General features: G+C 41.0%; 21 protein-coding genes. All 21 read left to right on the top strand.

Translation table 11 applies throughout. From position 1 onward, the window contains the following. Position 1 precedes the first annotated feature (1 nt). The 21 genes from rfbA (at position 2) to K0504_RS06810 (ending at position 24,006) form a co-directional block, all read left to right on the top strand. The gene (gene rfbA, locus K0504_RS06910; protein WP_220103445.1) at positions 2 to 886 is read left to right on the top strand and encodes a glucose-1-phosphate thymidylyltransferase RfbA; all 885 of its coding nucleotides are present in this window, start codon (positions 2 to 4) and stop codon (positions 884 to 886) included. A 14-nt stretch (positions 887 to 900) separates the two neighbouring features. Next, positions 901 to 1,446, top strand: coding sequence for a dTDP-4-dehydrorhamnose 3,5-epimerase (gene rfbC, locus K0504_RS06905; protein ID WP_220103444.1), 546 nt, complete (start codon positions 901 to 903; stop codon positions 1,444 to 1,446). 149 nt (positions 1,447 to 1,595) lie between these two features. Continuing rightward, entirely contained in the window at positions 1,596 to 2,477 is an 882-nt protein-coding gene (gene rfbD, locus K0504_RS06900) for a dTDP-4-dehydrorhamnose reductase (RefSeq protein ID WP_220103443.1), read from the top strand. A gap of 5 nt (positions 2,478 to 2,482) precedes the next feature. Beyond that, positions 2,483 to 3,565 carry a dTDP-glucose 4,6-dehydratase gene (gene rfbB, locus K0504_RS06895; protein ID WP_220103442.1) on the top strand — a complete coding sequence of 361 codons (1,083 nt, stop codon included), beginning with the start codon at positions 2,483 to 2,485 and terminating at the stop codon, positions 3,563 to 3,565. Between the two features lie 20 nt (positions 3,566 to 3,585). Further along, positions 3,586 to 6,213, top strand: a complete 2,628-nt coding sequence (locus K0504_RS06890) for a rhamnosyltransferase WsaF family glycosyltransferase (protein WP_220103441.1) — start codon at positions 3,586 to 3,588, stop codon at positions 6,211 to 6,213. After that, entirely contained in the window at positions 6,206 to 6,943 is a 738-nt protein-coding gene (locus K0504_RS06885) for a hypothetical protein (protein WP_220103440.1), read from the top strand. Before K0504_RS06890 ends, K0504_RS06885 begins: the two co-directional genes overlap by 8 nt. A gap of 16 nt (positions 6,944 to 6,959) precedes the next feature. Next, entirely contained in the window at positions 6,960 to 7,856 is an 897-nt protein-coding gene (locus K0504_RS06880; protein ID WP_220103439.1) for a WcbI family polysaccharide biosynthesis putative acetyltransferase, read from the top strand. Positions 7,857 to 7,936: 80 nt separating this feature from the next. Next, positions 7,937 to 9,076, top strand: a complete 1,140-nt coding sequence (locus K0504_RS06875; protein ID WP_220103438.1) for a hypothetical protein — start codon at positions 7,937 to 7,939, stop codon at positions 9,074 to 9,076. A gap of 24 nt (positions 9,077 to 9,100) precedes the next feature. Beyond that, positions 9,101 to 9,496 (top strand): HAD family hydrolase, encoded by a 396-nt coding sequence (locus tag K0504_RS06870; protein WP_220103437.1) that lies wholly within the window; start codon positions 9,101 to 9,103, stop codon positions 9,494 to 9,496. Beyond that, positions 9,493 to 11,103 carry an aminoglycoside phosphotransferase family protein gene (locus tag K0504_RS06865; RefSeq protein ID WP_220103436.1) on the top strand — a complete coding sequence of 537 codons (1,611 nt, stop codon included), beginning with the start codon at positions 9,493 to 9,495 and terminating at the stop codon, positions 11,101 to 11,103. Before K0504_RS06870 ends, K0504_RS06865 begins: the two co-directional genes overlap by 4 nt. 6 nt (positions 11,104 to 11,109) lie before the next feature. Next, a complete protein-coding gene (locus K0504_RS06860) occupies positions 11,110 to 11,844 on the top strand; it encodes a glycosyltransferase family protein (protein WP_220103435.1) in 735 nt (244 codons plus the stop codon). Between the two features lie 463 nt (positions 11,845 to 12,307). Then, positions 12,308 to 13,675, top strand: a complete 1,368-nt coding sequence (locus tag K0504_RS06855; RefSeq protein ID WP_220103434.1) for a glycosyltransferase family 2 protein — start codon at positions 12,308 to 12,310, stop codon at positions 13,673 to 13,675. Next, entirely contained in the window at positions 13,672 to 14,901 is a 1,230-nt protein-coding gene (locus K0504_RS06850; protein ID WP_220103433.1) for a glycosyltransferase family 4 protein, read from the top strand. The genes K0504_RS06855 and K0504_RS06850 overlap by 4 nt, the downstream gene beginning before the upstream one ends. Before the next feature lie 53 nt (positions 14,902 to 14,954). After that, the gene (locus K0504_RS06845; protein ID WP_220103432.1) at positions 14,955 to 15,845 is read left to right on the top strand and encodes a beta-1,6-N-acetylglucosaminyltransferase; all 891 of its coding nucleotides are present in this window, start codon (positions 14,955 to 14,957) and stop codon (positions 15,843 to 15,845) included. Between the two features lie 44 nt (positions 15,846 to 15,889). Beyond that, positions 15,890 to 16,552: a hypothetical protein gene (locus tag K0504_RS06840; RefSeq protein WP_220103431.1), complete on the top strand. Its 663-nt coding sequence runs from the start codon at positions 15,890 to 15,892 to the stop codon at positions 16,550 to 16,552. 229 nt (positions 16,553 to 16,781) lie between these two features. Then, positions 16,782 to 17,897: a sulfotransferase family protein gene (locus tag K0504_RS06835; RefSeq protein ID WP_220103430.1), complete on the top strand. Its 1,116-nt coding sequence runs from the start codon at positions 16,782 to 16,784 to the stop codon at positions 17,895 to 17,897. Between the two features lie 451 nt (positions 17,898 to 18,348). Beyond that, positions 18,349 to 20,043, top strand: a complete 1,695-nt coding sequence (locus K0504_RS06830; RefSeq protein WP_220103429.1) for a LicD family protein — start codon at positions 18,349 to 18,351, stop codon at positions 20,041 to 20,043. Between the two features lie 85 nt (positions 20,044 to 20,128). Continuing rightward, positions 20,129 to 21,427, top strand: coding sequence for a discoidin domain-containing protein (locus tag K0504_RS06825; RefSeq protein ID WP_220103428.1), 1,299 nt, complete (start codon positions 20,129 to 20,131; stop codon positions 21,425 to 21,427). 8 nt (positions 21,428 to 21,435) lie between these two features. Then, positions 21,436 to 21,837, top strand: coding sequence for an adenylyltransferase/cytidyltransferase family protein (locus K0504_RS06820; protein WP_220103427.1), 402 nt, complete (start codon positions 21,436 to 21,438; stop codon positions 21,835 to 21,837). A 10-nt stretch (positions 21,838 to 21,847) separates the two neighbouring features. Continuing rightward, positions 21,848 to 22,999, top strand: coding sequence for a hypothetical protein (locus K0504_RS06815; protein WP_220103426.1), 1,152 nt, complete (start codon positions 21,848 to 21,850; stop codon positions 22,997 to 22,999). A 32-nt stretch (positions 23,000 to 23,031) separates the two neighbouring features. Continuing rightward, a complete protein-coding gene (locus K0504_RS06810) occupies positions 23,032 to 24,006 on the top strand; it encodes a sulfotransferase family 2 domain-containing protein (RefSeq protein WP_220103425.1) in 975 nt (324 codons plus the stop codon). Positions 24,007 to 24,308 lie beyond the last annotated feature (302 nt).

The raw sequence follows: 24,308 nt of genomic DNA, 5'->3' as shown, positions 1-24,308 counted from the left end.
AGTGAAGCGTAAGGGAATTGTACTAGCCGGTGGGTCTGGAACCCGTTTGCATCCATTAACGCGGGTCATTAGTAAGCAGCTGATGCCAGTGTATGACAAGCCAATGATCTACTACCCGTTATCTACATTAATGCTAGCTGGTATCCAAGATATATTGATTATATCAACACCTGAAGAACTCCCCCGATTTCGAGAGCTGCTTGGTGATGGCAGTCAATGGGGGCTTAACCTTTCTTATGTTGAGCAGCCATCACCTGACGGGTTAGCTCAAGCGTTCATATTAGGTGAAACCTTTATTGGCAATGATCCAAGCTGCCTCGTGCTTGGTGACAATATCTTTTATGGTCATGGGCTATCCGAAAGTTTGAAGTATGCTAGCTCACAACCCTCCGGTGCAACAGTGTTTGGTTATCACGTTCATGATCCAGAGCGCTATGGCGTAGTGGCTTTTGATAAGAATGGGCGAGCGCAATCTATAGAAGAAAAACCTACACAACCTAAATCCAACTATGCAGTAACAGGTTTGTATTTTTACGATAACCAAGTAGTGGATATTGCCAAATCAATTAAACCGAGCAACCGTGGTGAGTTGGAAATTACTGATGTTAACATGCGCTATTTAGAGCAAGGTGATCTAAATGTAGAAGTCATGGGGCGCGGTTCAGCCTGGCTCGACACTGGTACTCATGACTCGCTACTTGAGGCTGCGAATTTTATTTCGGCGATTGAAAAGCGCCAAGGCCTTAAGGTGTGTTGCCCAGAAGAAATTGCATACCGTTATGGTTATATCACTGCAGAGCAGGTTGAATTGCTGGCCAAACCACTCATGAAAAATGGTTATGGCAAGTACTTAATTCAAATGCTTAACGACGATGTTTTTATTTAGCGGGTAATACAAATATGAATTTTATTGATACCGCCATTCCTGAAGTGAAATTACTAGAGCCTAAGGTATTTGGTGATGAGCGTGGTTTTTTTATGGAAACCTTCAGAGCTGACGAGTTTTCAAAAATAACGGGCGCAAAACCTTTTGTGCAAGACAACCATTCGAAATCAGCTCAAGGTATTTTACGCGGTCTGCATTATCAAACTAAGAAAACACAGGGAAAGTTGGTCAGAGTTATTCAAGGTGAAGTATTTGATGTAGCAGTCGATATGCGTAAAAATTCGCCTACGTTTGGTCAATGGGTTGGGTATTTGCTTTCTGCTGAAAATAAACGCCAACTTTGGGTTCCAGAAGGGTTCGCACATGGTTTTTACGTGACGAGCGAAACTGCTGAGTTTGTTTACAAATGCACTGACTATTATGCACCTGAATTTGATGTGTCTGTGAAGTGGAATGACCGCGATATTGGTATTGAGTGGCCGCTCGTCAACGGGCAACAACCACTATTATCTGAAAAAGATATTAGCGGCAAAAGCTTTGAAGAAGCACCGAAATTCTAGTTTTGGACAATAGCTCTCAAACGATGCCGTCCTAGAGTTATCGAAGGATGGCCGCAAAAGCATCCGTTCGCCGAGAGCCTGCCATAGGGTGAGCTAGATAGAACCAATCGTTCGTCCAGAGCTTCTCGAAGGATGAACAAAGGAAAAAGATGAAAGTATTAGTAACAGGAAAAGGCGGTCAGCTCGCTTGGGAATTGACACAAACAAAGCCCGAGCATATTGAATTAATTGAGTTAGGTATAGAAGAACTCGATATTACCGACCAAGCAGCAGTTCAAAACGCGATTAAGGAGCACCAGCCTGATGCTGTAATCAATGCTGCAGCTTATACCGCGGTAGATAAAGCAGAATCAGAGCAAAAGATTGCTTATGCTGTGAATGAAACTGGCGCGGTAAATTTAGCCAACGCTGCAAAGTCAGTAAATGCGAAACTGTTACACGTATCGACCGATTTTGTCTTTTCTGGCGATAAAGTCACGCCTTATCAACCAGAAGATGAACCAAACCCACTAGGGGTTTATGGCGCCTCTAAACTCGCGGGTGACAAGGCTGTTGCTGAGATTATGGCTGGGCAAGCACTGATCGTTAGAACTGCATGGGTTTATTCCGCCAATGGTAATAACTTCGTCAAGACTATGCTTCGGCTGATGTCGGAAAAAGAGCAGTTAGGTGTTATTTACGATCAGGTTGGCACTCCAACTTGGGCGAAGGGTTTAGCAAAATGGCTTTGGGCTGCTCTAGAGGCCGATTGGGGCTTCAACGATACGCCAATTTACCACTGGACGGATGCCGGCGTAGCATCTTGGTATGATTTTGCTGTTGCGATTCAGGAGTTGGGGATTGAAAAAAGGTTAATCAACAAATCAATTCCGATTCTGCCCATTCCAACATCTGCTTACCCAACGCCTGCCGCAAGGCCTGCTTTTAGTGTCATAGATAAAACATCTGCTGAAGTGTTCAACAAGCTTGAAACCGTTCATTGGCGCAAACAGCTAAGCGCTATGATGGATGAGTTAGTAAAAGGTTCTTAGATCTTATGAATAAACGTAATTTATTAGTAACTGGTGGAGCAGGTTTCATAGGCGTGAACTTTGTTTACTACTGGTTAGGCCAGCACCCAGAGGACAACATCGTCGTATTGGACGCATTAACCTATGCTGGCAACAAAGCTAGCTTAGATTCTGTTATTGACAATCCACATCTCACGTTTGTTCATGGAGATATCTGTAATACAGAATTGGTAGAGCAACTGTTAAAAAAGCGTAATATTGACACTCTGGTTCACTTTGCAGCTGAATCACACGTCGACCGCTCGATCACTGGCCCAGATGCCTTTATTGAAACCAATATTATTGGTACCTACAGTCTACTTAAAGCCGCCAAAAAAGTATGGCTCGATGAACCGAAAGCTGCAGGTAAACAAGCGCTTCCTCACCGTTTCCATCATGTATCTACCGATGAAGTCTATGGCACGCTAGAACCAAATGATCCGCCGTTTAAAGAAGACAACCCCTATGAGCCAAATTCTCCTTATTCGGCTAGTAAAGCGGCCTCTGACCATTTGGTTCGAGCCTATCACCACACATACGGCTTACAGGTTACGACCTCTAACTGTTCAAATAATTACGGCCCATATCATTTCCCTGAAAAATTGATCCCACTGATTATCACAAATATCCTGCATGATAAGCCGCTGCCAATTTATGGTGACGGGCAACAAATTCGTGACTGGCTCTATGTTGAAGATCATGCTCGAGGTATTGAGCTAGTGCTCGATAAAGGCCGAGTGGGAGAAAACTACAATATTGGTGGTCACAATGAGTGGGCCAACATTGATATCGTGAAGCTAGTTTGTCAGTTAATGAATGAACAATTTGCAAATAACCCTGAGCTTGCAAGTCAATATGCGAGTGCAAAATCGGCAATAGCAGGTAAAGCAGAGCAATTAATTAGCTTTGTAACTGATAGAGCTGGTCATGATAGGCGCTATGCTATTGATGCGACTAAAGCGAATAAAGAATTAGCTTATATACCGACTGAATCATTTGAGACCGGTATACTAAAAACCATTCATTGGTACATTAATAACTCGAATTGGTGTGACGAGTTGGCATGTTAAATTACGGGATTTGAGTGAGCATGAATAGCGAAGAAGTATTAGCGATATTATTTGATGAACATTGGTACAGTAATAGTTATCCCGATGTTAAAAGTAGTGATATGGACCCATTTTATCATTATTGCAATTTTGGCTGGAAAGAAGGTCGAAATCCTTCTGTATATTTTGATAACGATATTTTTATAAGCCTCTACAACAATACCGAGTTTCTTAATCAGAAACAAACAAACCCATTAAGTTATTTTTGTGATGTGATTTTTCATGATTATAGTTATAAAGAATTAATAAAACTACCATATATAGCATCATCTGCTTCTAGAGAACTGTTTCATGAAGATGGACAAAAAAAAATATTTGATGAAGAGTGGTATTTAAAAAAATACCCTGATGTCAAAAATTATGAAGCTAGTCCTTTTTTACATTATATAAACGTTGGCTGGAAAGAGTTAAGAGATCCGTCAGCGTTGTTTAATACTCTTGCATACCTAAGATCTGAACCTTTTCTTGAACAAAAATTAGATGAGCTAGGGATTGATCCCATTCAGCACTATTTGCAAAGTGGACATAAAGAGAATAGAGCAATATTTGATGTTGGGATTGAAGATGTCTATCAACGATATATGCCTACTTCTTCGCCTAGACATATAGAGGATAACGGAAGTTGCAATCGTGGTTTTACAGATAAAACAAAATATGTAGCTATTGTTCATTGCTACTATCCTGATATAGCCTATAAGCTAATAGATCCCTGTATTAAATTAGGTATTGATGTCATTGTGACAGTAACTGAGGGGGGGCATTATATTCATCACTTAGAAAGATATGGCGACAATATAACTATTGAAGAGTATCCAAATAGAGGGCGGGATATGTTGCCCTTTATTAGAAGTCTGCAAAAAAGAATTAATGACTATGATTTTTGCTTACATTTACATACAAAAAAGTCGCTGCACTACGGTGAAGAACGAAGCGACTGGTTAGATTATTGCCTTGAATCACTTCTGAGTTCGTCTGACTTTGTCCAACGCGCTTTCGACAATGAAAATGTTTCAATTGTATATCCGGAAGCTCCCGATTTTTTGAAAGATATTATGAATTGGGGCGGCAATAAAAAGAGAGTTATTGGCCTTCTTGATATGCTAGGAATAGACTTCGATAATCGTCTTCCTTTAGATTTCCCTGCAGGCTCAATGTTTTGGTTTCGCATTGCTGACCTCGCTCCGATTTTTAACCTAAATATCTCTGACTACTTGTTTGAACCAGAGTTTGGGCAAGTTGATGGTACTCTTTCACATGCACTTGAGCGCCTTTTTGGGGTCTACGTTGGACATATAGATAAAGAATTGGTTCCTATACGTAAAAAAGATACAAAAATTTTTTCGTTTGATAAGGGCTACTATGATTTCGAACGTTATCTTCCTGACCATATAACTAAATCTAGTTCCGATTATAATCTTGCTCTAGAAAATTTCTATCCTGAGCTTGCTCCTTTAACATTTCAAAGCGCTGACAGTACAAAATATCGTATTAACCTGCTTGTACCAACAGTTAATGAAGAGGCAGTTTTTGGTGGAATATCGACGGCATTGAAATTTTTAATGTCTCTATGGAAACAAAGCTGTTTCGATATACGAATAATATGTACAGACCAGGCCGCACGATCTACTTCTGCGACTAAATATAAAAATTTCTCTAATTACAATTTGTCATACTTTTCAGATGACGACCCTAGGCAGATTCTTAGTGTTTCTGAGCGACATAACGGAGATTTGTCAATTAGAGCTAATGACATTTTTGTTGCTACCGCATGGTGGACAGCAAACCACCTGAGGGAAATAGAGAAGTTTCAAATAGATAATTTTGAATTTAGCCCTAAACATATTTACTTGATACAAGACTATGAGCCCCATTTTTATGCTTGGTCTAGTAAAAGTCAATTAGCCGATCTAACATATGAAAATGATTGGATTAAAGTATATAACACGATCGCTCTCTATGATTACTTTAAATTTAGAGGAAAGTCTAGCGGCCAAAGCTATATATTGAAACCTAGATTAAATGATAATATTTTGTCCGAAGTAAATAAAAAAATCGGTGTACCTAAAGAAAAACTGATTTTGATATATGGGCGGCCTTCGGCTGAACGAAATTGTTTTGAGCTGATTTTGGAAGCAATCCGTATATGGAGGCAAGATGATGTATCAATAGGTTGGACAGTTATATCTCTGGGAGAAGATATTTCAAGCCAATTAGTTGAGTCATACGATGTCGATGTTAAAGGAAAGGTAACTTTATCAGAGTATGCTGACTACTTAGCAAAATCGTATGTTGGTATTTCTTTAATGGCATCACCGCACCCGAGTTACCCCCCACTAGAAATGAGTTCATCTCAAGTTTATACATATACTAACGTCTATGATAATAAAGGGGCGAGTTATTACGATAGCCCATATTTGACGTTTGGCAGCCTTGAGCCGATGGCTATTGCTAATTTTCTTAAAGATAATTGTCTTACATATAATGAAAATATAAAATTGGATACCATTAATAGTATTTTTGACCAGGGGCAAGGTGATAGTTTAGATGACGTAACTAATAAAATCATAGGACTACAAAATATAATTGATGAGGGGACGATTAATGTTTGATGACAAAATATTCTTCATGCATATCGCTAAGACTGCTGGTAGCAAAGTTAATAAGGTTTTCAGAGATATTATTGATGCCGATGTTTATCAGGAGCATGCTGAGTTTAAGTTAGACCAGTTTGAATCGGTATTAGCAAAGAATAAATTTATATCCGGACATATTCATCTACACAATATTCGTAAACATTTAAATGAGGGAATTTTTAAATTTACTGTTATACGAGATGGTGTCTCACATCTTGCGTCTCATATAGGGTGGCTAGATCATTATAATAATGTGGATAAAGAGGTTCATCGAAAGAGGCTTTCTCCGCAAATACAAGAGCTGGTCTACTCAATTAAACATACAGATATAACGAATTACAAAGAACTTGATAAATTTTTAGTAAGCTTAAGTGGTGTAGGTATTCAGCTTCTTGATAATTGCCAATGTCGTTACTTACTTAATAAGGGAGAAGTCCCGCTATCTCTGTCTGATCTTGATGAGGCTATCGAGAACGCAAGATTCTTAGATCTCGTGATAGATCAAAATAAATTATCCTCGTCTCTCCCTGTGCTTCTTCGTCGTCTTGGTTTTTCGTCTGATTTAATTAAGAGAATGGATTTTTATTCTAGAGTTAATGAGGCTAAAACTACACGAAAAATTGATATTAATGTACCAGTTGTTCGGCAAGTTTTAGCCCGCCGCTGCTCAGTTGATGAGCGTTTATATAATTTTTTATTTAATTAGACCTAGGTATAAGCGATTGAAACTATCTATATTTGGCAACTGTCAAGGTGCTGCTTTAGCTGATTATTTATCAGAAACTGGTATTTTTGATGTGCTAGATCTTAATCCCATTGAGCCAATTCAAAATATACGTGGTCCGGATCTGAGTCGAGTTGAAAATATAATTGGGCAAGCCGATATTTTTATTAATCAATTTATATCTACGGACTACTTTATTAAAAGGCTGTCGTCGGAGTTTGTATGGCGAAAACTTAAAAATACAGCTCTTTCTATCAAAGTTCCTAATATGTACTTTGACGGATATTTCCCTCACTTAGGCATGTTCAGGGGAAGTCGATCAGTATTAAATTTAGTGCACGACTATAACATCATTGCTGGGTACCTTTTGGGGTTTCGCCAAGATGATTTGTTGGACTTGCTACTGTCAGAAAAGTTTTATTCGAGTTCTACCTCACAATTACTTTGCCAAGATTCTATCTATAATTTGAAAAAGCGAGAGGACCATAGTGGCTGCCTTAAGGTCTCTGAATATATAGCTAATAGCTATAGTGAAAGACTCCTTTTTAATCAATTTAATCACCCAACAAGGTTTATGTTTAGCCACCTATGGGGACTTATTTCTCAAGAAAGTGACTTACTGGCTGATATATCTATTTCGTCAAATGGTCGAGAGCACCTTGACTCTATAAAATGTCCAATATACCCTTCCACAACTAAAAATTTAGCTTTGCAATTCGATTGCGAACAGACATTTCATGGTGTTGGAGGTAAATTAAGTTGGGAACAAGTTATTAAATCATTCTATGAGAGCTATTCAGGTTGCGAACGTACAGTTCTTAAAAATAGCCTATTTGAAACAAAACCTTGGGTGGTCGATAATTTTAAGCGCCTCGGCTTTTCATTCAGCGCTTAATTTACAGAGCGTGAAAACTTATGAAAATAGCAATATGTATATCCGGCCAGTGTCGAGAGATCTCTAGTTCGACTGTTCACTTGAACAATCTGATCGACGATTTTTCACTGGAACACGATGTTCGAGTTTTTTTTGCTACTTGGTCAGAGCAGGGGATTAGTTCAGATCTAACTCGCATTCTACCATCTAAGTTAAGGTCGTTTGTTCCTCGAAATATGATTCGGAGTGACCGCTCTAAGAATCCAAGCCACTTGCTACAAGTATTGCCTCCTTTACAAAGCTTGATTGAAATATCTAGCGACAAGAAAGTTATTACTCCTGAATTTTTACACAACGCTATTCCGAAACTTAGTCAATGTAAGGTGTATAGCTATAATAGTTTCAAAAGAAATAACACTTCCCTTCATGATGCTATAGCAAAATTGAATCTTCCATTAGGCATGCTACCAATGTTCTTCCAAATGGAACAGTGTAGAACCTTGGTTGAGCAATACGAAGTAGATAGTTCAGAAGAATTTGATGTGTATATTCGTTTAAGACCAGATCAAATATTTGACTCACAACAATTACTACCGCTCTTAGATATTGATGAATTGAATGTACTGTATCACCCAGGATATGGAAATAACCCTTTTGCATCAGATCAAATATGTATTGGTAGCAAAAATGACTTTTATACATATTCAAAGGTGTGGAATAAACTTCATCTGTACTTAGAAGGTGGTTTTGATAACGTCTCTCCTGAGCTTTTGAGTCCAGAACGAATCGTATATGAGCACCTTAATTTGAATGGCGTAAATTGGTCGTATTTTAGACATCGTCCATATCCCTCGTTCTTGAACATTACTTTAGATGAAAGCGATATTGTGAATTCATTAGTTAACTATGTTTTTAATAACGTCGATTCTATACCAATGTCCATTGTGTCAGGTGTAGATTTTCTTGCTTATGAAGTTCTTTGCTCGAACCAATCTGATACTTTGGATTCGACCTCTTTGTCAGTTATAGAACGTGCTCCAAAAATTTTCCCTGCTTCAAAATCAATTTTAAATAGGCTTTCAGGTAAGCTTGAAGAAGAACTCGTGTGTCTTGAAAGGTTTCTATCGTCTTCGCCTGTTAATATTAAATCACTCTGGCTAAGATATGTTCACTTGACCGAAATTTTTCGCTCATCAAATTTGACTGCTGCCCAGGCCAGATTTCGCGAAATTTGGCCGTAAATGAAGGTTTAGGTTTTATTATTTATGGATAAATTGATTGTTGATTTAGACTCAACTATTACACTTGGAGATTCGTCTGATTATGAAAGTGTGTCTCCCAATAGCGAGTTAATTAGTAAGTTGAGGGAGTATAAGTCTTCCGGCTTCTATATTTGTATCTTCACAGCTCGGAATATGCGCACGTATGACGGTAATGTTGGAAAGATAAACGTTAATACACTACCCATTATCCTAGAATGGCTAAAAGTGCACAATGTACCGTACGATGAAGTTATCGTAGGAAAACCTTGGTGCGGTCACAATGGTTTTTATATTGATGATAAGGCTATTCGTCCTTCTGAATTTGCTTCAATGTCACATGAAAAAATTAAAAACTTATTAGCTATAGAAAACTCTCAAGACGATGGCAGCAACAAATGATTTTGATAACATCAGGTGCCTACATAAGCCAAGACTTTGCTTCTGAAGTCGGTGTGTTGCCACCAAGTTTCCTACCAGTCTCAAATAAGCGCTTATTTGAGCATCAGTTAGCCTTATTAACCCCTTTGGGGGAAGATGTCTATATATCGGTGCCTGACTCTTACGAAATCTTACCAGCAGATAAACAAATAATCGAATCTAACAATGTTAATTTGATCCGAGTTCCAGAGAATATTCCTTTAGGTGAGTCTATCCTTTATTGTTGGAATGCCAGCGGGGTTTCGTATCAGAGCATGTCGATACTGCACGGTGATACACTTTTTTCAGAAGTGCCCCCGATACCTAGTGATAGTATTTCAATACACAAGAATTGTGGCTACTATCAAAGAGCTCGAGTAGGCGCAAATACGCTTTTTGCTGAGCAATTTGAAGATGTTTGGGCTACGGAAGAGGAACTTGTTGTCTCAGGTTTCTTTTCATTTCAAAATCCCCAGCGTCTAATGCAAGGAATTGTTAAATCTAAAGGCTGTTTCGTTGGTGCATTGGAACATTATGGGCAGCACGAGGGGCTTGCTCCTTTTACAAAAGGAAAATGGTACGACTTTGGTCATCTGAATAGCTTTTTCCGCTCTAGGACTGAAATGACGACTCAGAGAGCTTTTAACGAAATGACAATAACACCACGTATTGTTGACAAAGCTAGTAGAAATTATGAAAAGATGGCTGCAGAAGTGAATTGGTTTGAGCTCCTTCCTTCTCAGATGACAATCAATACACCAAAACTTGTTGCTAAAACTATTCATTCCAATAAAGTTACTGGGTACAAGTTGGAGTACTTGTACCTTTTACCCTTAAATGATTTGTTTGTGTTTGGCGAGCTTAGTGTAGGGGCTTGGAAACAAATATTCAGCGCTGCTACTGAGGTTTTGCGGGATTTTTCAACGCAAAATTCAAATACTACGTGCCTAGATAATTTGAACAAACTTTACTTAACAAAAACACTTAATAGGCTGGAAGAATTTGCCGTCACGTCAGGTTACAATACTCATCGGCCATTAACATTAAAAGGCTTAGATATCCCGCCTATTTCACTACATGATATGGCGAAAAAGTCTAGTCGGTTTATCAATCCGCCTTCTGAATCTGATGTTGGTATAGTGCACGGAGATTTTTGCTTTAGCAATATCCTTTATGATAGTCGTGTTCAATGTATAAAAATGATTGACCCTCGCGGTATTGATCTTGAAGGCAACCTTTCTATTTTCGGTGATCGTCGATACGACTTTGCCAAGATGTATCATTCCGTAGTTGGCTTATATGATTTTATTATTGCAGGGCGATACGAAATAAAACTAACAGGTTTGGACGATACATTTGAGTTCAAAGTGTTGGCAAGTAATCGTCAAGAACAATTAGAAAAGATTTTTAACGATCACGTGTTGCGGATTTCTGGCTATTCAGAAATAGAAATTTTAGCAATAAACGTCCAACTATTTATTTCAATGTTGCCTCTACATGCAGACCGTCCAGAACGTCAAATGGCTATGATTGCAAATGCTATTAGATTATTCGGCAAGCTCATACACTTAACTTCTCCTTTAAGGTAATCCTAAATGATTGTTATTCCTATGGCTGGTTTGTCTAGTCGATTTAAGAGAGCCGGATTCGAACTGCCAAAATATATGCTCGAGGCTAGAGGATCGACACTATTTGAACACGCGATTTTAAGTTTTAAACGTTTCTTTGAAAACGAAAGATTTTTGTTTATTTGCTTGGGTGTTAACGATACGGTTAAGTTTATTAAAACGAAGTCTGAATCGTTAGGTATTAAAAATTATGAAATTGTTTGTTTAGAACATCCAACCGCAGGACAAGCAGAAACAGTAGTACAAGGGTTGAAGGCTTCGAGCGTAAATAAAGAAGAGAGGCTTCTCATCTTTAATATAGATACGTTCAGGCCTAATTATGAGTTTCCTTCAGATTTCGATATTGATGAAATTGATGGTTACTTGGAAACTTTTATTGGTAGCGGTCCGAATTGGAGCAACGTAGTGCCAGTGCGAGTCGGCAGCTCAAACGTTTTGTTGACTGCAGAAAAAAAAGAGCTATCAGAATTTTGTTGTACGGGGATTTATATGTGGAAAAACTATCACCTGTTTTTGGATGCATTTACACAGATGAAAAATCAGCCAATAGAAGAGCTAGATGGTAATGAGTACTATATTGCTCCAATGTACAATCACGTAATTGAAAATGGCGGAGATGTAAGGTTTTCAATCGTTGACCGTAGTGAAGTCATATTCTGTGGCGTTCCTGATGAGTATTGGGATTTTGCTAACGCTGATTAAATACACAGGTCTTCCATGACGCATACTTTTTGGTGTAATTTGATGCCTACTTATTAATTAAGCTGCTATAGCTTTCACAACAGTCTCTCCTTCGAGCTATACTGAAATTTTGATTACGCTCGGTTAAAAAACTTGCCAACTTAATATCCCAAAAAGTTATGCTCTAGGGCTGGCAAGCTCGGGGGAGCTGAGACTTTTAAAGAGAAATCATATGAGCAACAATTCGAATTCAACTTGTCGCTTTCCATTCTGAGCAATTTGATTGCTAGGCTAAGACCATCCTGATATAAATGTTTGTTTGTCGCAAGGTTGATGCTCCTTACATGAATTCTAATACTAGATGCTAAACGAGTTACTAAATAATCTCATGCCAAAAAAAACCTTAAAGTCCTTAGCGAGGAGGCTGTTAAATTCGCTCTCCAATCGCTATGAACTATTAAATATAGATTTCCGCTATTCAGCGTTGGGTAAAACGGTTTTGCTCGGGTGGTGCGCTAACCTATCCGAATCAATTGATGAAGTCACTGCCATCAATGCTGGCAAGGATCTGAAATTAGATCTTTTTGAATTCTCTAGGGCTGATGTTGCGGCTAAGTATGGAATTAGTTCATTAAACCAATGTTTTGGCTTTTTGGCTGTTTTAGAATGTTCGGATGCTCAGTTACAAAAAGTGGTGTTATCACATTCAGGTCGAAGCTTTAGTTTAGCTCAGCTTCGTTTTACCAGAGTCGATTCGGTCGACGCACTTATTCCACATATTGGCGCTGAATCCGGCGATGCGGTAGCTTTTTTAAAGACGCACAATATCGACGTTTCCGATATGCCAAGCTCTGCTGCTGCCGCTCGTAAGCGGCCTAAAGATCAGGACGTGGTTAAAATCCAAAATGTAATGGGTGGAGTCAACCCGCATTCTGCCGACTTTCAATCCGATTTGCTTAACGATGCGATGCCTAGCATTCATCGTATTTGGAAAAGCCGGCTGGCCAAAGGTAATAACCCTGCGATAAAACAATTTGGTTCGCCGATCTCAAACCCTAAATTATCTGTGGTGGTGCCGTTGTACGGGCGTTATGATTTCATGCAACATCAATTGGCTCAATTTTCTGCAGACTTGCAGTTTGCGGATGTTGAACTTATTTATGTTTTAGATGATCCCCCGTTAGCCCATGAAGTCAGTGTCACCGCCCATGGATTATTCGAGACTTTTAAGCTGCCGTTTAAAGTGGTTCTTTCGGAACGTAATCTCGGTTTTGCTGGTGCTAATAATCTTGGCGTAGAGCACGCAAATTCTGAGCGATTGTTGTTATTAAACTCAGACATTGTGCCATGCCGCAGTGGTTGGTTAGAAAATTATTTAGCCCAATTCGACTCCCTTGATAACTGCGGTATTCTTGGCGCCACCTTATTGTACGAAGATAACACGGTACAACATGCAGGGATGGAGTTCCGGCAAGACTCGAGCTATCCAGGTATTTGGATGAACCACCACCCTTATAAGGGGGTGCCGCTTAGTTTAGTTCCGCTTGATGATTTGTTTGAGTCGCCATTAACTACAGGTGCTTGCATGCTTATGCATACAGAGCTTTACCGAGAGCTTGGAGGCTTTGAACCCATGTATGTCTTAGGCGACTTTGAAGATTCTGATTTATGCTTAAAGTGCCACAACAAAGGCCTTAAGATTTACGTGTCTGGTCAGACTCAACTGTATCACCTCGAGCGCCTTTCCCAAGATCTTGTTGATGCAGGAGACTGGAAGTTTAAATTGACTTTGATGAATGGCGTATTTCAGGTTAGCCGTTGGCAGAAGCTGATTGAAGAGGTTGCTAAATGAGCCTAGCGAATAAACGCGTTCTTGTTGTTGCACATGGCCACCCTGACCTTAACAAAGGTGGTGCAGAAATGGCCGCCTACAATATGTTTAATGAATTTCGCCGCCAGGATGTTGACGCTTTCTTTTTGGCTCGTACGGATCAAAAACCTCATGGGGGCGCTGCGTTTTCGTCACGCAATAGCGATCGTGAAATCCTGTTTCATACCACGATGGACGACTGGTTTCTCTTTTCCAACATTAAAACACGCCATATGTGGCAAGAGTTCCGTGACTTGTTAATGCTAATTAAGCCCGACGTTGTTCATTTGCATCATTATTTTTTGCTCGGTATTGAAATGATGCAGGAGATCAGAACAAGCCTGCCAAAGTGCAAAATTGTTCTGACCCTCCATGAGTATCTAGGCATTTGCCATCAGAAAGGACTAATGGTGAAACCAAGCGGAAAGCTTTGCTACAAAGCTTCGCCTCGGGATTGCCATGGTTGTTTTCCAGATAAACAGCCTGGAGATTTTTTCTTACGTGAACAATACATCAAACGCATTTTCTCTGTAGTTGACCAGTTTGTGTCGCCATCAGCCTTCCTTAAGCAGCGTTATGTGGACTGGGGGCTCGATTTTAATCGAATTGAAGTGATTGAAAATGGGCAGTTACCCACAGACAAGCTGAAGCGAGATGACTCTCCTTTGAGTAAGGTCAGGTTGGCATTTTTCGGCCAAATCAACCCATACAAAGGGATTGATGTGTTGTTACATGCGGTCAAGTCGCTACCTAAGAAAGTGCAATATCAACTGAGTGTTGAAATTCATGGTGCGAACTTTGAATTGCAATCAGGGCAGTATCAAAAGTCGACCCACAAGTTACTCGATCAGTTAACCCATGTTGTCAAAATGTGTGGAGCCTATGAAGCCAGAGAAATGCCGAAATTGCTCAGCAGAGTGGATTGGGTTGTTGTACCTTCAAAATGGTGGGAAAACTCGCCTATGGTGATTCAAGAGGCATTTACCCAAAAAGTACCTCTTATCGTTAGCGACATTGGAGGTATGGCAGAAAAGGTTCTAGATGGTATTAATGGTATTCATTTTGGTGCTGGCAATGCGATGGATTTAGCTCGCGTGATTGAATCTGTCGTAGCGAATAGGGCGCTACAAAATGAATATTCGGCAAACATTAGGCCGCCGATGTCTATTGAAGAATGTATTAATCAGCACGCTGACTTATATTTGTAACATTCCTTCGTTTTAATGTGGCTTTCCATTTAGTTAAATGAGACAAGCCACATTTGATTGGATATCTACTCCTCGCTCATGAAACGCCAGAACAGCTAAAAAAGCTCATTAAGGCGTTAAACGTATCCGGGAAAACCAAGTTTTTCGTTCACATTGACGCACGTAAACCCCTAGAACCATACATCAGCTTGTTCAGCGAAGTTGATAATGTTCATTGGGTGGAAAACCGAGTCAAAGTGTTTTGGCGCGGCTTCCATATGGTTGAAGCAACACTTCTGGCAATAAAGGCGGCATTGACGGATCCGAGTATTCAGCGTTTGTGTTTATTGAGTGGTTCCAGCTACCCGGTTTTTAGTAATAAACAACTACTACAAAAATTACTCGATTCGGATCTTGAGTATATTGAATCACCGCCTAAGGCATTAAAGAAGGGGCATAAATTCTACCCTCGCTTTGCCAACTATCACTTGTTCGATAATCGCTATATTAACCCTCGTGGTGAAGAGCTTAGTGATAATTCACGGCGCCATATCAATGATTACCTGAAGGTGTTTTGTCAAAGCCTTCCTGAGAAAAAGTTCCCCATTCCTGTTCATGTTGGTTCGCAATGGTGGGCGTTAACTCGCAACACAATCGTTAAAATGCTTGAGGAACTTGATAAACAACCTGCAGTTAAAGCTTTTTTTCGGTACAGCGAAGTGCCTGATGAGGCGATGTTTCAATCTTTGGTTCGCTTGGTTTGTGATGAGAAGAGCATCCACAGCGAACCGACTCACTACTTAAATTGGCGTGAACCCGGGCAAATTGGAGAACTGCCAAAAGTGTTGGATGAGCGTGACCTTGGGGATATTGCTAATTCAGGGCGGATGTTTGCCCGTAAAATGCACCCAGAGATATCACATAAATTGATTAAAAAGCTAAAGAAGTACCGAACAGAATTATGAAACCCCTCGTTTTATTGCTTAGCCATATGCGGAGCTGTTCTTCCGTGTTTTCCCATATTTTGGGCAGCCACCCGGATATTTGTGGTTACTCTGAGCTTCACACACCATACGCTTCAAAAGCTCAGCTTGTACAAACGGACAAGCGATTGGCTGAAGAGCAAGGTTATGCGCAAGCTAAATATCTATTCGATAAATTGCTTCACAATGCTCCTGTGTCCTATCAGCTATTGACTGAAAAATGCGTTGTTCCGATGGTTGTTGTGCGAAAGCCAGAGCGGACGATAAAAAGTATTTTGACCATGGGAAAAAAATATACTCAGGGCGAAAACAAAGCCAATTTCACTAATCCAGAATTTGTTGTCAATTACTACTGCAATAGGCTCAAATGGCTGGTTGATTTTTGTACTGAGGCGCCCTGTAAACCACTGTTTTTCGAGGCTGAAAATTTGATTGAGCAGACAGAAACGGTTTTGCAGTTGGTCACTCACTATCTTAAGCTAAACTCGCCCCTCAGTCCTGAGTATCAAACCTTTGCCAAAACAGGTAAAACAGGTCATGGTGATCCGTCTGATTATGTTAAATCTGGGCGTTTGATCGCACGGCGAGACAGCTATGAGTTGCAATTTGTTGAGCCGTCGCTGTTAGCCAAAGCTGAAGGTTCATTTAACGACTCTTACCCATTGCTAAAAGCATCTTGCCAAGTATAAAAGAACAGCTTGCCAGCACCTTAGTGATGTATTTAATAGCGTCCTGTTGGTAGAATCCTGCTACTTTAATGTTTCGCTGTAATTTCCCGTTTTATGGTAAAGGAATTGCTCTCTATAGCTGTGCTAACCAAGCGGCTTTAAGTGCGGGTAATTTGGCGAATCGTGACAATTGCATCAGGCTGTAATGCTTTGTTTTTAGATGCACAACTGAATTGGGTGTCGTTTTCTTATGTTCCATTTTCTTATGGTCGGTTGTCAGAATGAGCAAATTTCTTGTCGGCTTGAAGGGCCTTTAGCTGGCTATGTAGAAAATATAGGCAACTTAGTTCTTGCTGGGAATATTAATTGTCAAGGCGATTTTCATGGAGAGATCGAGGCAAGAGGGTTATCTGCTGGTACCTCTATAGTGTTGCCGCTCAGCCAAACCCGTGACGGCGTGATAAACGTTGATTTAGCCCCGCTCGAACTTTTCTCTAATCGTACAACGGTAACTATCAAATTTATTCCCAAACTAGGTAAACCAATCTTAATTGGTGCAGTAGCATTTACACCGATTCACGCAATACCGGAAGTAGTTTTTATCGTGGGCTCACCTAGAAGTGGAACTACTGCAGTGGGTAATGCGATGCAGGCAGGCTATGATGTGAGTAGTCATGGTGAGTCTCATTTGGCTGAGTTATACGATAAATTGGTGACTCAGAGTCGAGAATTCGTTACCAAGAAAGCCGCGGCGCGAAACCCCGGCACTTTAGCCAATGCTGTTTCTGATGTTGAGCTCGAAAGTATTCTGCTTGATTCATTGCGTCACCTTCACAAGTTGTATTACGGGGAGCGGGTTATTATCGACAAAACGCCGGGAGGGCCGATGCTAAACGCTCTGCCGATGTTATTTAAGGCTTATCCGCAAGCAAAAGTTATTTTTTGCAAACGTCGCGGTATAGAAAACGTGGCATCCCGTCTGGTGAAGTTTCCTAAAGTACCTTTTGAACAACATTGCCGCCAATGGCGCAATAGTTTTCATCAGTGGAATGCGGCAAAAACGACGATTACGGAGTTTTTGTCGAGCAAAGAATGGTTTGTCGAAGTCGATCAATATTTGCTACAAGAAAAGCCAGACATTCAGGTTGAGGATATCAAACGAAGCCTAGGCTTGAGCGATGAGCAATCAATGAAAACTCTAGGTTACCTAAAGCAACATAGCCCTCAGCGCACCAGTAAGCGAAAAGGGTCTAAATCAATTTCTGAGCAAGGTTGGAGTGAAGAGCAACAAACTACCTTTACATCAATATGCTCGAAAGAAATGAAACGCCAAGGTTATTCGCTGGATAGTAGTTACTTTATCTAACTTGATCAGTTAGTTACTTTCCAGCTTTCAATTTAATGCAATTAGCTCGGCTTCATCGTCAAAAATTGAGTGAGTAAAGTATTAAATACGACCTCGCTCACCTTCGCGCATTTTCACAGTTTTTGCCAATGGAACTGGCTGGCAACCACAGCTTTATGACGTTATCATGACGCCCTTTTGAATTTATAATAAAAGGGTCTTATCGACGGTGATTACTTTTCCAATGCGAGTATATCGAAAAGTTATCGCGCTAATTAGGCAGGATGCCAAACGTAGTGAACACAAGGATTCGGCGCAACCCTCGGTTGGACCGTTGCCATCTTCACCTCTTAATCAGCGCTTTCCTGGGTTAGTTTATGGTGCTTGGCGAAACTTAAGCCCTAGATATATCGACGGTGTAGATAAAACGAAGTTGATACGCCTTCGGATTATTGCCAAGACTCCTGTGTCGATGAATTTCAATTTCATACGAGTTTGGTGTCGTGATGCGCAAGGTCAAGTTTACGCACTCAACGAAGGCTACCAATGCAGCATGAGTTCGTTAGCGGATGCGAGACCAGATCCTTCAGCAGTTATGAGAGGCGATTCTAATAATTCAGTTGCAATTCACTCTAAACGAGAAGAGTGTCCTTGGTGGCAGCTTGAATTAGATAGACCAACAGATGTGGTGAGCTTGGAGTTTCATAACCGAAAAGACCAGCATGGAGTTAGGGCTAAAGCTATTGCTTTTGAGTTTATTTCTGAATCAGGAAAGGTTATTGCTCGTTATGCGCGTTGTACAAAAGCCACGCAAACCCAAATTTTGCAACAAGAATACCAAGCTTGGCATGACAATGTTGTTGATGCATTAAAACAAGCTGAAAAGTATGGGCTAGCCCAACGCTTCGTGGCTGAATGGGAGGCATACAGTCAAGTTGCTGAAGTCACTCAAGAGAGCAAAACGCAGCTAATTGACTGCCTTGAGCAGTGCTTGGATGTGCTAGCAATTGCACCTCGCGATTTGGGTACCAGCGCTAGCGAAAGCTTAGATATTCATATTGGCAACCCTAACGCTAGATTCTTACGCGTTTGTTGCTTTAAGCGTCGAATGATGCGACCGCTAGAGTTGTCGGTGGATGTCGGAGGCAAGCAGCCTATTTCTCTCTCAGAATCGAGTGTTTCTGCTCACGATGGCCAAGTTCTTGCTGCCAAACAAACATATTGGTGCGCACAGGCGGCTCACTTATTTGAACTAGATATCACCGAGCTCAAGCAGCACAACATCAAACTGTGGGCTGCTGATGACTATAGTCAAGAAGCTCTTGTTCAGCGTTTAGTGCAAATTTCTGAAGACGGTAAGAACTGGCACACAATCGAAACAACGCTCGATAATATGTTGCTTCACCATCAGCTTATGGCAATGTACGAATGGGTACTTGGACCAGGGCTTTCTGAACGCTTTGCTTATCGAGTAGGTGAGATCGTTGCATTGTATCGTATGGCTCCCGGCCGAGGTGCGAAGCGATTATTACGCCCCAATAACCTGCCCCTTCAACCTTTCCTTGATGGGGTGTGTGCTGGAGGGAGCCGAAGTTCACATCTTCCGAATGTCATTTATACGCGGCATGGTATAGCGGTGCCATTTAGTGAGCAAGATTCGGACTTTCTTGCTCGCAGGATGTTTGAGTTCGCCGAATTTCTCAAGGGCGAGTTTGGGCTCAAAGCATTTCCCTGTTACGGTACGCTGTTGGGAATACACCGGGATGGGGACTTCTTACCGCACGATGACGATATCGATTTAGCGGCCATTGTCGATTTGCCTCAAGGAATGACTTACTTAGAAGCTACCGAATATTGGGCTGAGCGACTAAGGAAAGCCGGAGTCGAGTGCCGGCCTCCAACGCCAGAAAGCCTGAATCTTCACTGTTATTTCGCCGATTGCGATATGGACCTGTTTTTGGTTTACCGCCACCCTTCAAAGATGAATAAAGTCTGGACTCACATGCAAGGCTATAAAACACGCGAAGTTCGTAAAGATTTGTTAGAGCCTCTAGGCACCCGAGAGTTTAAAGGCCATACGTTTTACGTTCCGGCTAAAGTTGAAGGCTTTTTAGAGGACCGCTATGGGGAAGGTTGGGTAACGCCAGACCCTACTTACGAAATGTAATCAAGCGTAATAATCAATAGTGGTTTTTAACAAATTCTAACGACTGCGTGCTGGTCGTTGTTAACTAGGAACATGTATGTTCTCGATGTTTCAAAAAAAGAAACAAAAGCAGAGTAAGTCTCAGCCCTGTGACTCCTCAAAACTTGAGTGCTCGTTGGCTAAAGTCCGAGAGCACTTAACTTCGCATCCTGTAGTGCATTTTAAGGGGGCTAAATCTGATTCGCCGCTGCGTATCACAACAGATAATAAAGGACGATTCGTTCGCTTCAGTTTGCAGGCGGAGGTCTCATTTCATCTTGATACGATTGAAATTTTCAATAAGGCAGGGCGAAATATTGCGCCCAATAAACGTACGATTATTAGCTCTTGTTACGATGATGACGATAAATACGACGGTCGCGGCGCCCTTGTTGGTAAAAAAAATGGTGGCTGTGGCTTCCATACAAAACGCGAACGAAACCCATGGTTAGTTGTCGATTTAGGTACAATTAGAAACCTTGCTGAGGTAATTGTTTACAACCGCGAAGGTAATTTCTACACCCGAGCCCTTAGCTTAAAAATTGAGTCCAGCCGAGATTTACATGAATGGCAACCTATCTATGATAACTGGGAATGCTTAAAAGCCGGAGATGCTGAAGGGTTTTCCGAGCAAGAACAAGCTTTGTTGTTCGCTGGTGTGTTAGAGGCAGATCCCGTTCGCAAATTATTAAAGCGCTATAAAAGCGAAGGTGACTTAAAGCGAGCCGCCAATTTGCTGGAGTTAACCAATGAGCTAGTGAAAGACAAAGGCTTTGCCTTGGCTCCACAGCACGGTTTTACGCGACCTTTTGACTTGAGCTCTGAAAAAGAAAAAAACAAGACTTACAAAGAGCTTGCTCAAGTACTTCAGTGGCTAAATGAGGACTATGGCATTCCTGCGTTTATTAGCTCCGGCACCTTGCTTGGCATTGTTCGAGAAGGCAAGTTTATTGGTCATGATGATGATGTTGATATTTGTTACGTCAGTTCAAAAACGACAGAGCAAGAGATTTTGAGCGAACGCCTCGAGATTATGGCTTTTCTCCAATCAAAAGGCTGTAAAACTGCACCTTCAGGGATTGCCCATTATTGGTGTACTACACCACATGGTGTCAGCATGGATATATTCAGCGGCTTCATGGAAGATGGGTTCTGTAGCATGAACCCAATTAGTAGGAAAGAGGTAGTAGTTGAGTCTGTCTTACCCTTGAAAACACAAGTCGTTAAGGGGGTTACTTTATACTTGCCGCAAGACCCTGAGCCTTTACTTGTCTTAAACTATGGACCAAGCTGGCGTACACCTGATCCGCTCTGGTCATTTGATTGGGGTAAGGCAAAACGCGATTTTAAATTTTTATATTTTTGAGTAAATCCATGAAACGAGTATTAACATTTGGTACCTATGATGTGTTCCATGTCGGACATATCAATCTGCTACAGCGAGCAGCCGCTCTCGGTGATGAGCTCATTGTTGGGGTATCATCTGATGCGCTTAATTTTTCGAAAAAAGGCCGTTACCCGATTTACAGCGAACAGGATCGGATGAAGATCATTAACAGTTTGCGGTATGTAAATTTGTGCTTTCGTGAAGAGTCGCTTGAAAAGAAGGCTGAATACTTAAAGTATTACAAAGCCGACGTCTTGGTCATGGGAGATGACTGGAAGGGTAAGTTTGATGAATTTCGAGATATTTGTGAAGTGGTTTACTTGGAGCGCACACCGTCTGTTTCAACCACACAATTGATCGAAGTTATTACAACAAGCCGCTCGGAATAGGTAGTTTTCAGTGTCAAAAAAAGTTCTGATCCATTTTGGGCCTCCCAAGACGGGAACGTCAGCTATTCAACGATGGCTGCAAAGCAATAGCCAAGTATTACATGAACAGGGCTTTTTTTATCCCCAACACTCAGTCGATAGTAATGGCGTCAGTTCGGGTAATGTGTTGGCGATTTATGATCGCGCCGCAGATCGAACTCTGTCATTGAATCAGCAAAAAATCAGACAATTGCTTGATCAGTTTGAGCAAAGCAGGGCGCATACATTGGTGCTGAGCTCCGAGTTCTTTTTTCAGCGCTTGCTAGAGCTTTCAAACGCGCTGCCAACTGCCGTGTTCATTGGTTATGTGCGTAGCCCCATAGAGCTTATTGATTCTTCATATAACCAGTCGGTAAAGCGTCATGGCAATGCGGAAAAAATTAAGCTGAGACCAAATGTAAATGCTCGCCCATTATTACAACTGAAAGAGTATGGTGGACAAATTGCTCGCTCTCGATTGAGATTAAGAGCTTACTTACCGAGCTCGTTCCCGCAGCAAGATATATTGGCTGACTTTTTGCCATCTATAGGCGTTGAAGGTTATTTAACGAAGCAGGCTCTGGTTGTTAACCCTAGTTATAGTCTTGAAGCCTTGGAAACAAAGCGCTGGTTCAATGGTTTTGAACTCGATGAGTTGGCGCATAAACTCGATAACTTAATGCAGCGTTATCCTGGTGAACAGCTTGATTATTCGTTTATTCCCGCTGATAAATTTGAGAAATTCCGCAAGCAAACAGTCAGTTTACTCCGAGAGTTTCGGCAAGCGGTGCCATTTTATCAAGCTAATGCACTCATTAACCACGTAAGACGATCTCAGCAAGCGCCATTTATGGAGCAAAACATTGGCGTTGAGCAATTTTCTGACGTTGTTAATTACATTCAGGCTGAAGACCCTTCGCTATATAAAGCGCTCTGCCAGCGTGTGCATGTGAATATTAGAAATCCACTCTATCGTCATGATTTTAAGGCGGTACTTCCAGAAGATAAGCGTTTCAAGCGGAACTTTTCAAAGCTTTTATGGCTGCTCAAAGTTCAAGTGAAAAAGTTATTTGTAGGCGTTAATTCAACTAGAGCAGCAAGTGGCATTAATCGTTGCTCTAAGGGATCAAATGATCGCCATTAACTTTTCTTTTTTCCAGTATCTGGTCACTGTTTATGTTTAATATGTTTCTGCAACCCAAACCCAAATATCCTTTGGTCTTTGTTCATGTTCCAAAAGCGGCGGGAACAAGTTTTCGAGCTTCATTGGCTGCAGCTGTTGGTAAAAAGAAAATCTGCTTTGATTACCGAGGAGCATCAGGGCTCATTAGCCCTGAAGTTAGTCAATGGCTCATTGACGAAAATAAACCTGCACAGTTTAGGGAAGTATTTGATAGAAAAGGCTATATTGCTTTGTCTGGTCATTACCCTGCAGATCGTTACTCAGATCTTTTCGATATCAGCAGCTTTGTAGCGTTTGTTCGCCGACCTTTTGACTATTTAAATTCAGTCTATCGCCATAGGTTGCGCCATAACAGAACGGATAAATCGTTTGCCGAGTTTATTGAAGATCCCAAGCTTCATAACCGACAAAGCTACTTTCTTGCTCGACAGTGTTGGCCAGCTTTTGCTTGTGTTGGAGTGACTGAGCGATTTTCCGAATCGCTCGATGTGATTAACCATCACTTCGGCTTGAGTTTGGTTGAAAAGCGAAAAAATATTGACGCTGGCCGGAAAAATAAAATATCAGAAAAAGCACAACAACACGCTAAAGCAGATATGAGCCAGTATGAAAGTCGAATTAATGAGTTAAATCGACTGGACTTAGCCCTGTATGAGCAGGTTAACCATTGCTTAGATAACCGATTGGCAATGATTCGACAACAAAAAGCAATGGTGCGTGGTGGCGTTAGCCTTTTAAATTCAGGGCTGGTGAAAGTATCCATTGCTGAAGATGGTATGCCGTTAGAGCGGGCAGAGGTGATTGTTCAACAGCAAGGCGCGAAGCAACGCCTAGCATTCAAAGCTGAGAGCTCGAAAAATGGCATGCTCGAAATGAATTCTAAACTGTCAGATACGGTTAACAAAACAACAAATTTTTCCTTGCTACTCAACGGCTCAGAATTCCCATTGCAATATTGGCAAGGTTAAGCTGCGTCACTTATAGATGTAGCCAGTTACAGAGACATTTCCTTGAAACAATTCGTTATACATGTTCTTAAGCGGCTAATTGACTGCTTACCGCCCGTAGCTAAAAGCTGGCTTCACAATTTAGCTGGATTGCGCGCTTGGTATCGAAAAAATTTAAATGAGTATTATTTTGAGTCGTATAGCTTTGATTCGAGTGTGCGAACCTCTTATTACCAAACTTGGTGCGATAAGCAAACAGACAATGAAGTTGCTCCTACAGTGGCCAACCGACAAGTGAAGTGCGGCTTGGTTGTGATCGTAAC

Origin of the sequence: Neiella holothuriorum (genome assembly GCF_019457915.1) — a bacterium.
Lineage (GTDB): Bacteria > Pseudomonadota > Gammaproteobacteria > Enterobacterales > Neiellaceae > Neiella > Neiella holothuriorum.
Note: the sequence above shows the minus strand (reverse complement) of the source record. Positions and strands in the feature narration are given on the sequence as shown.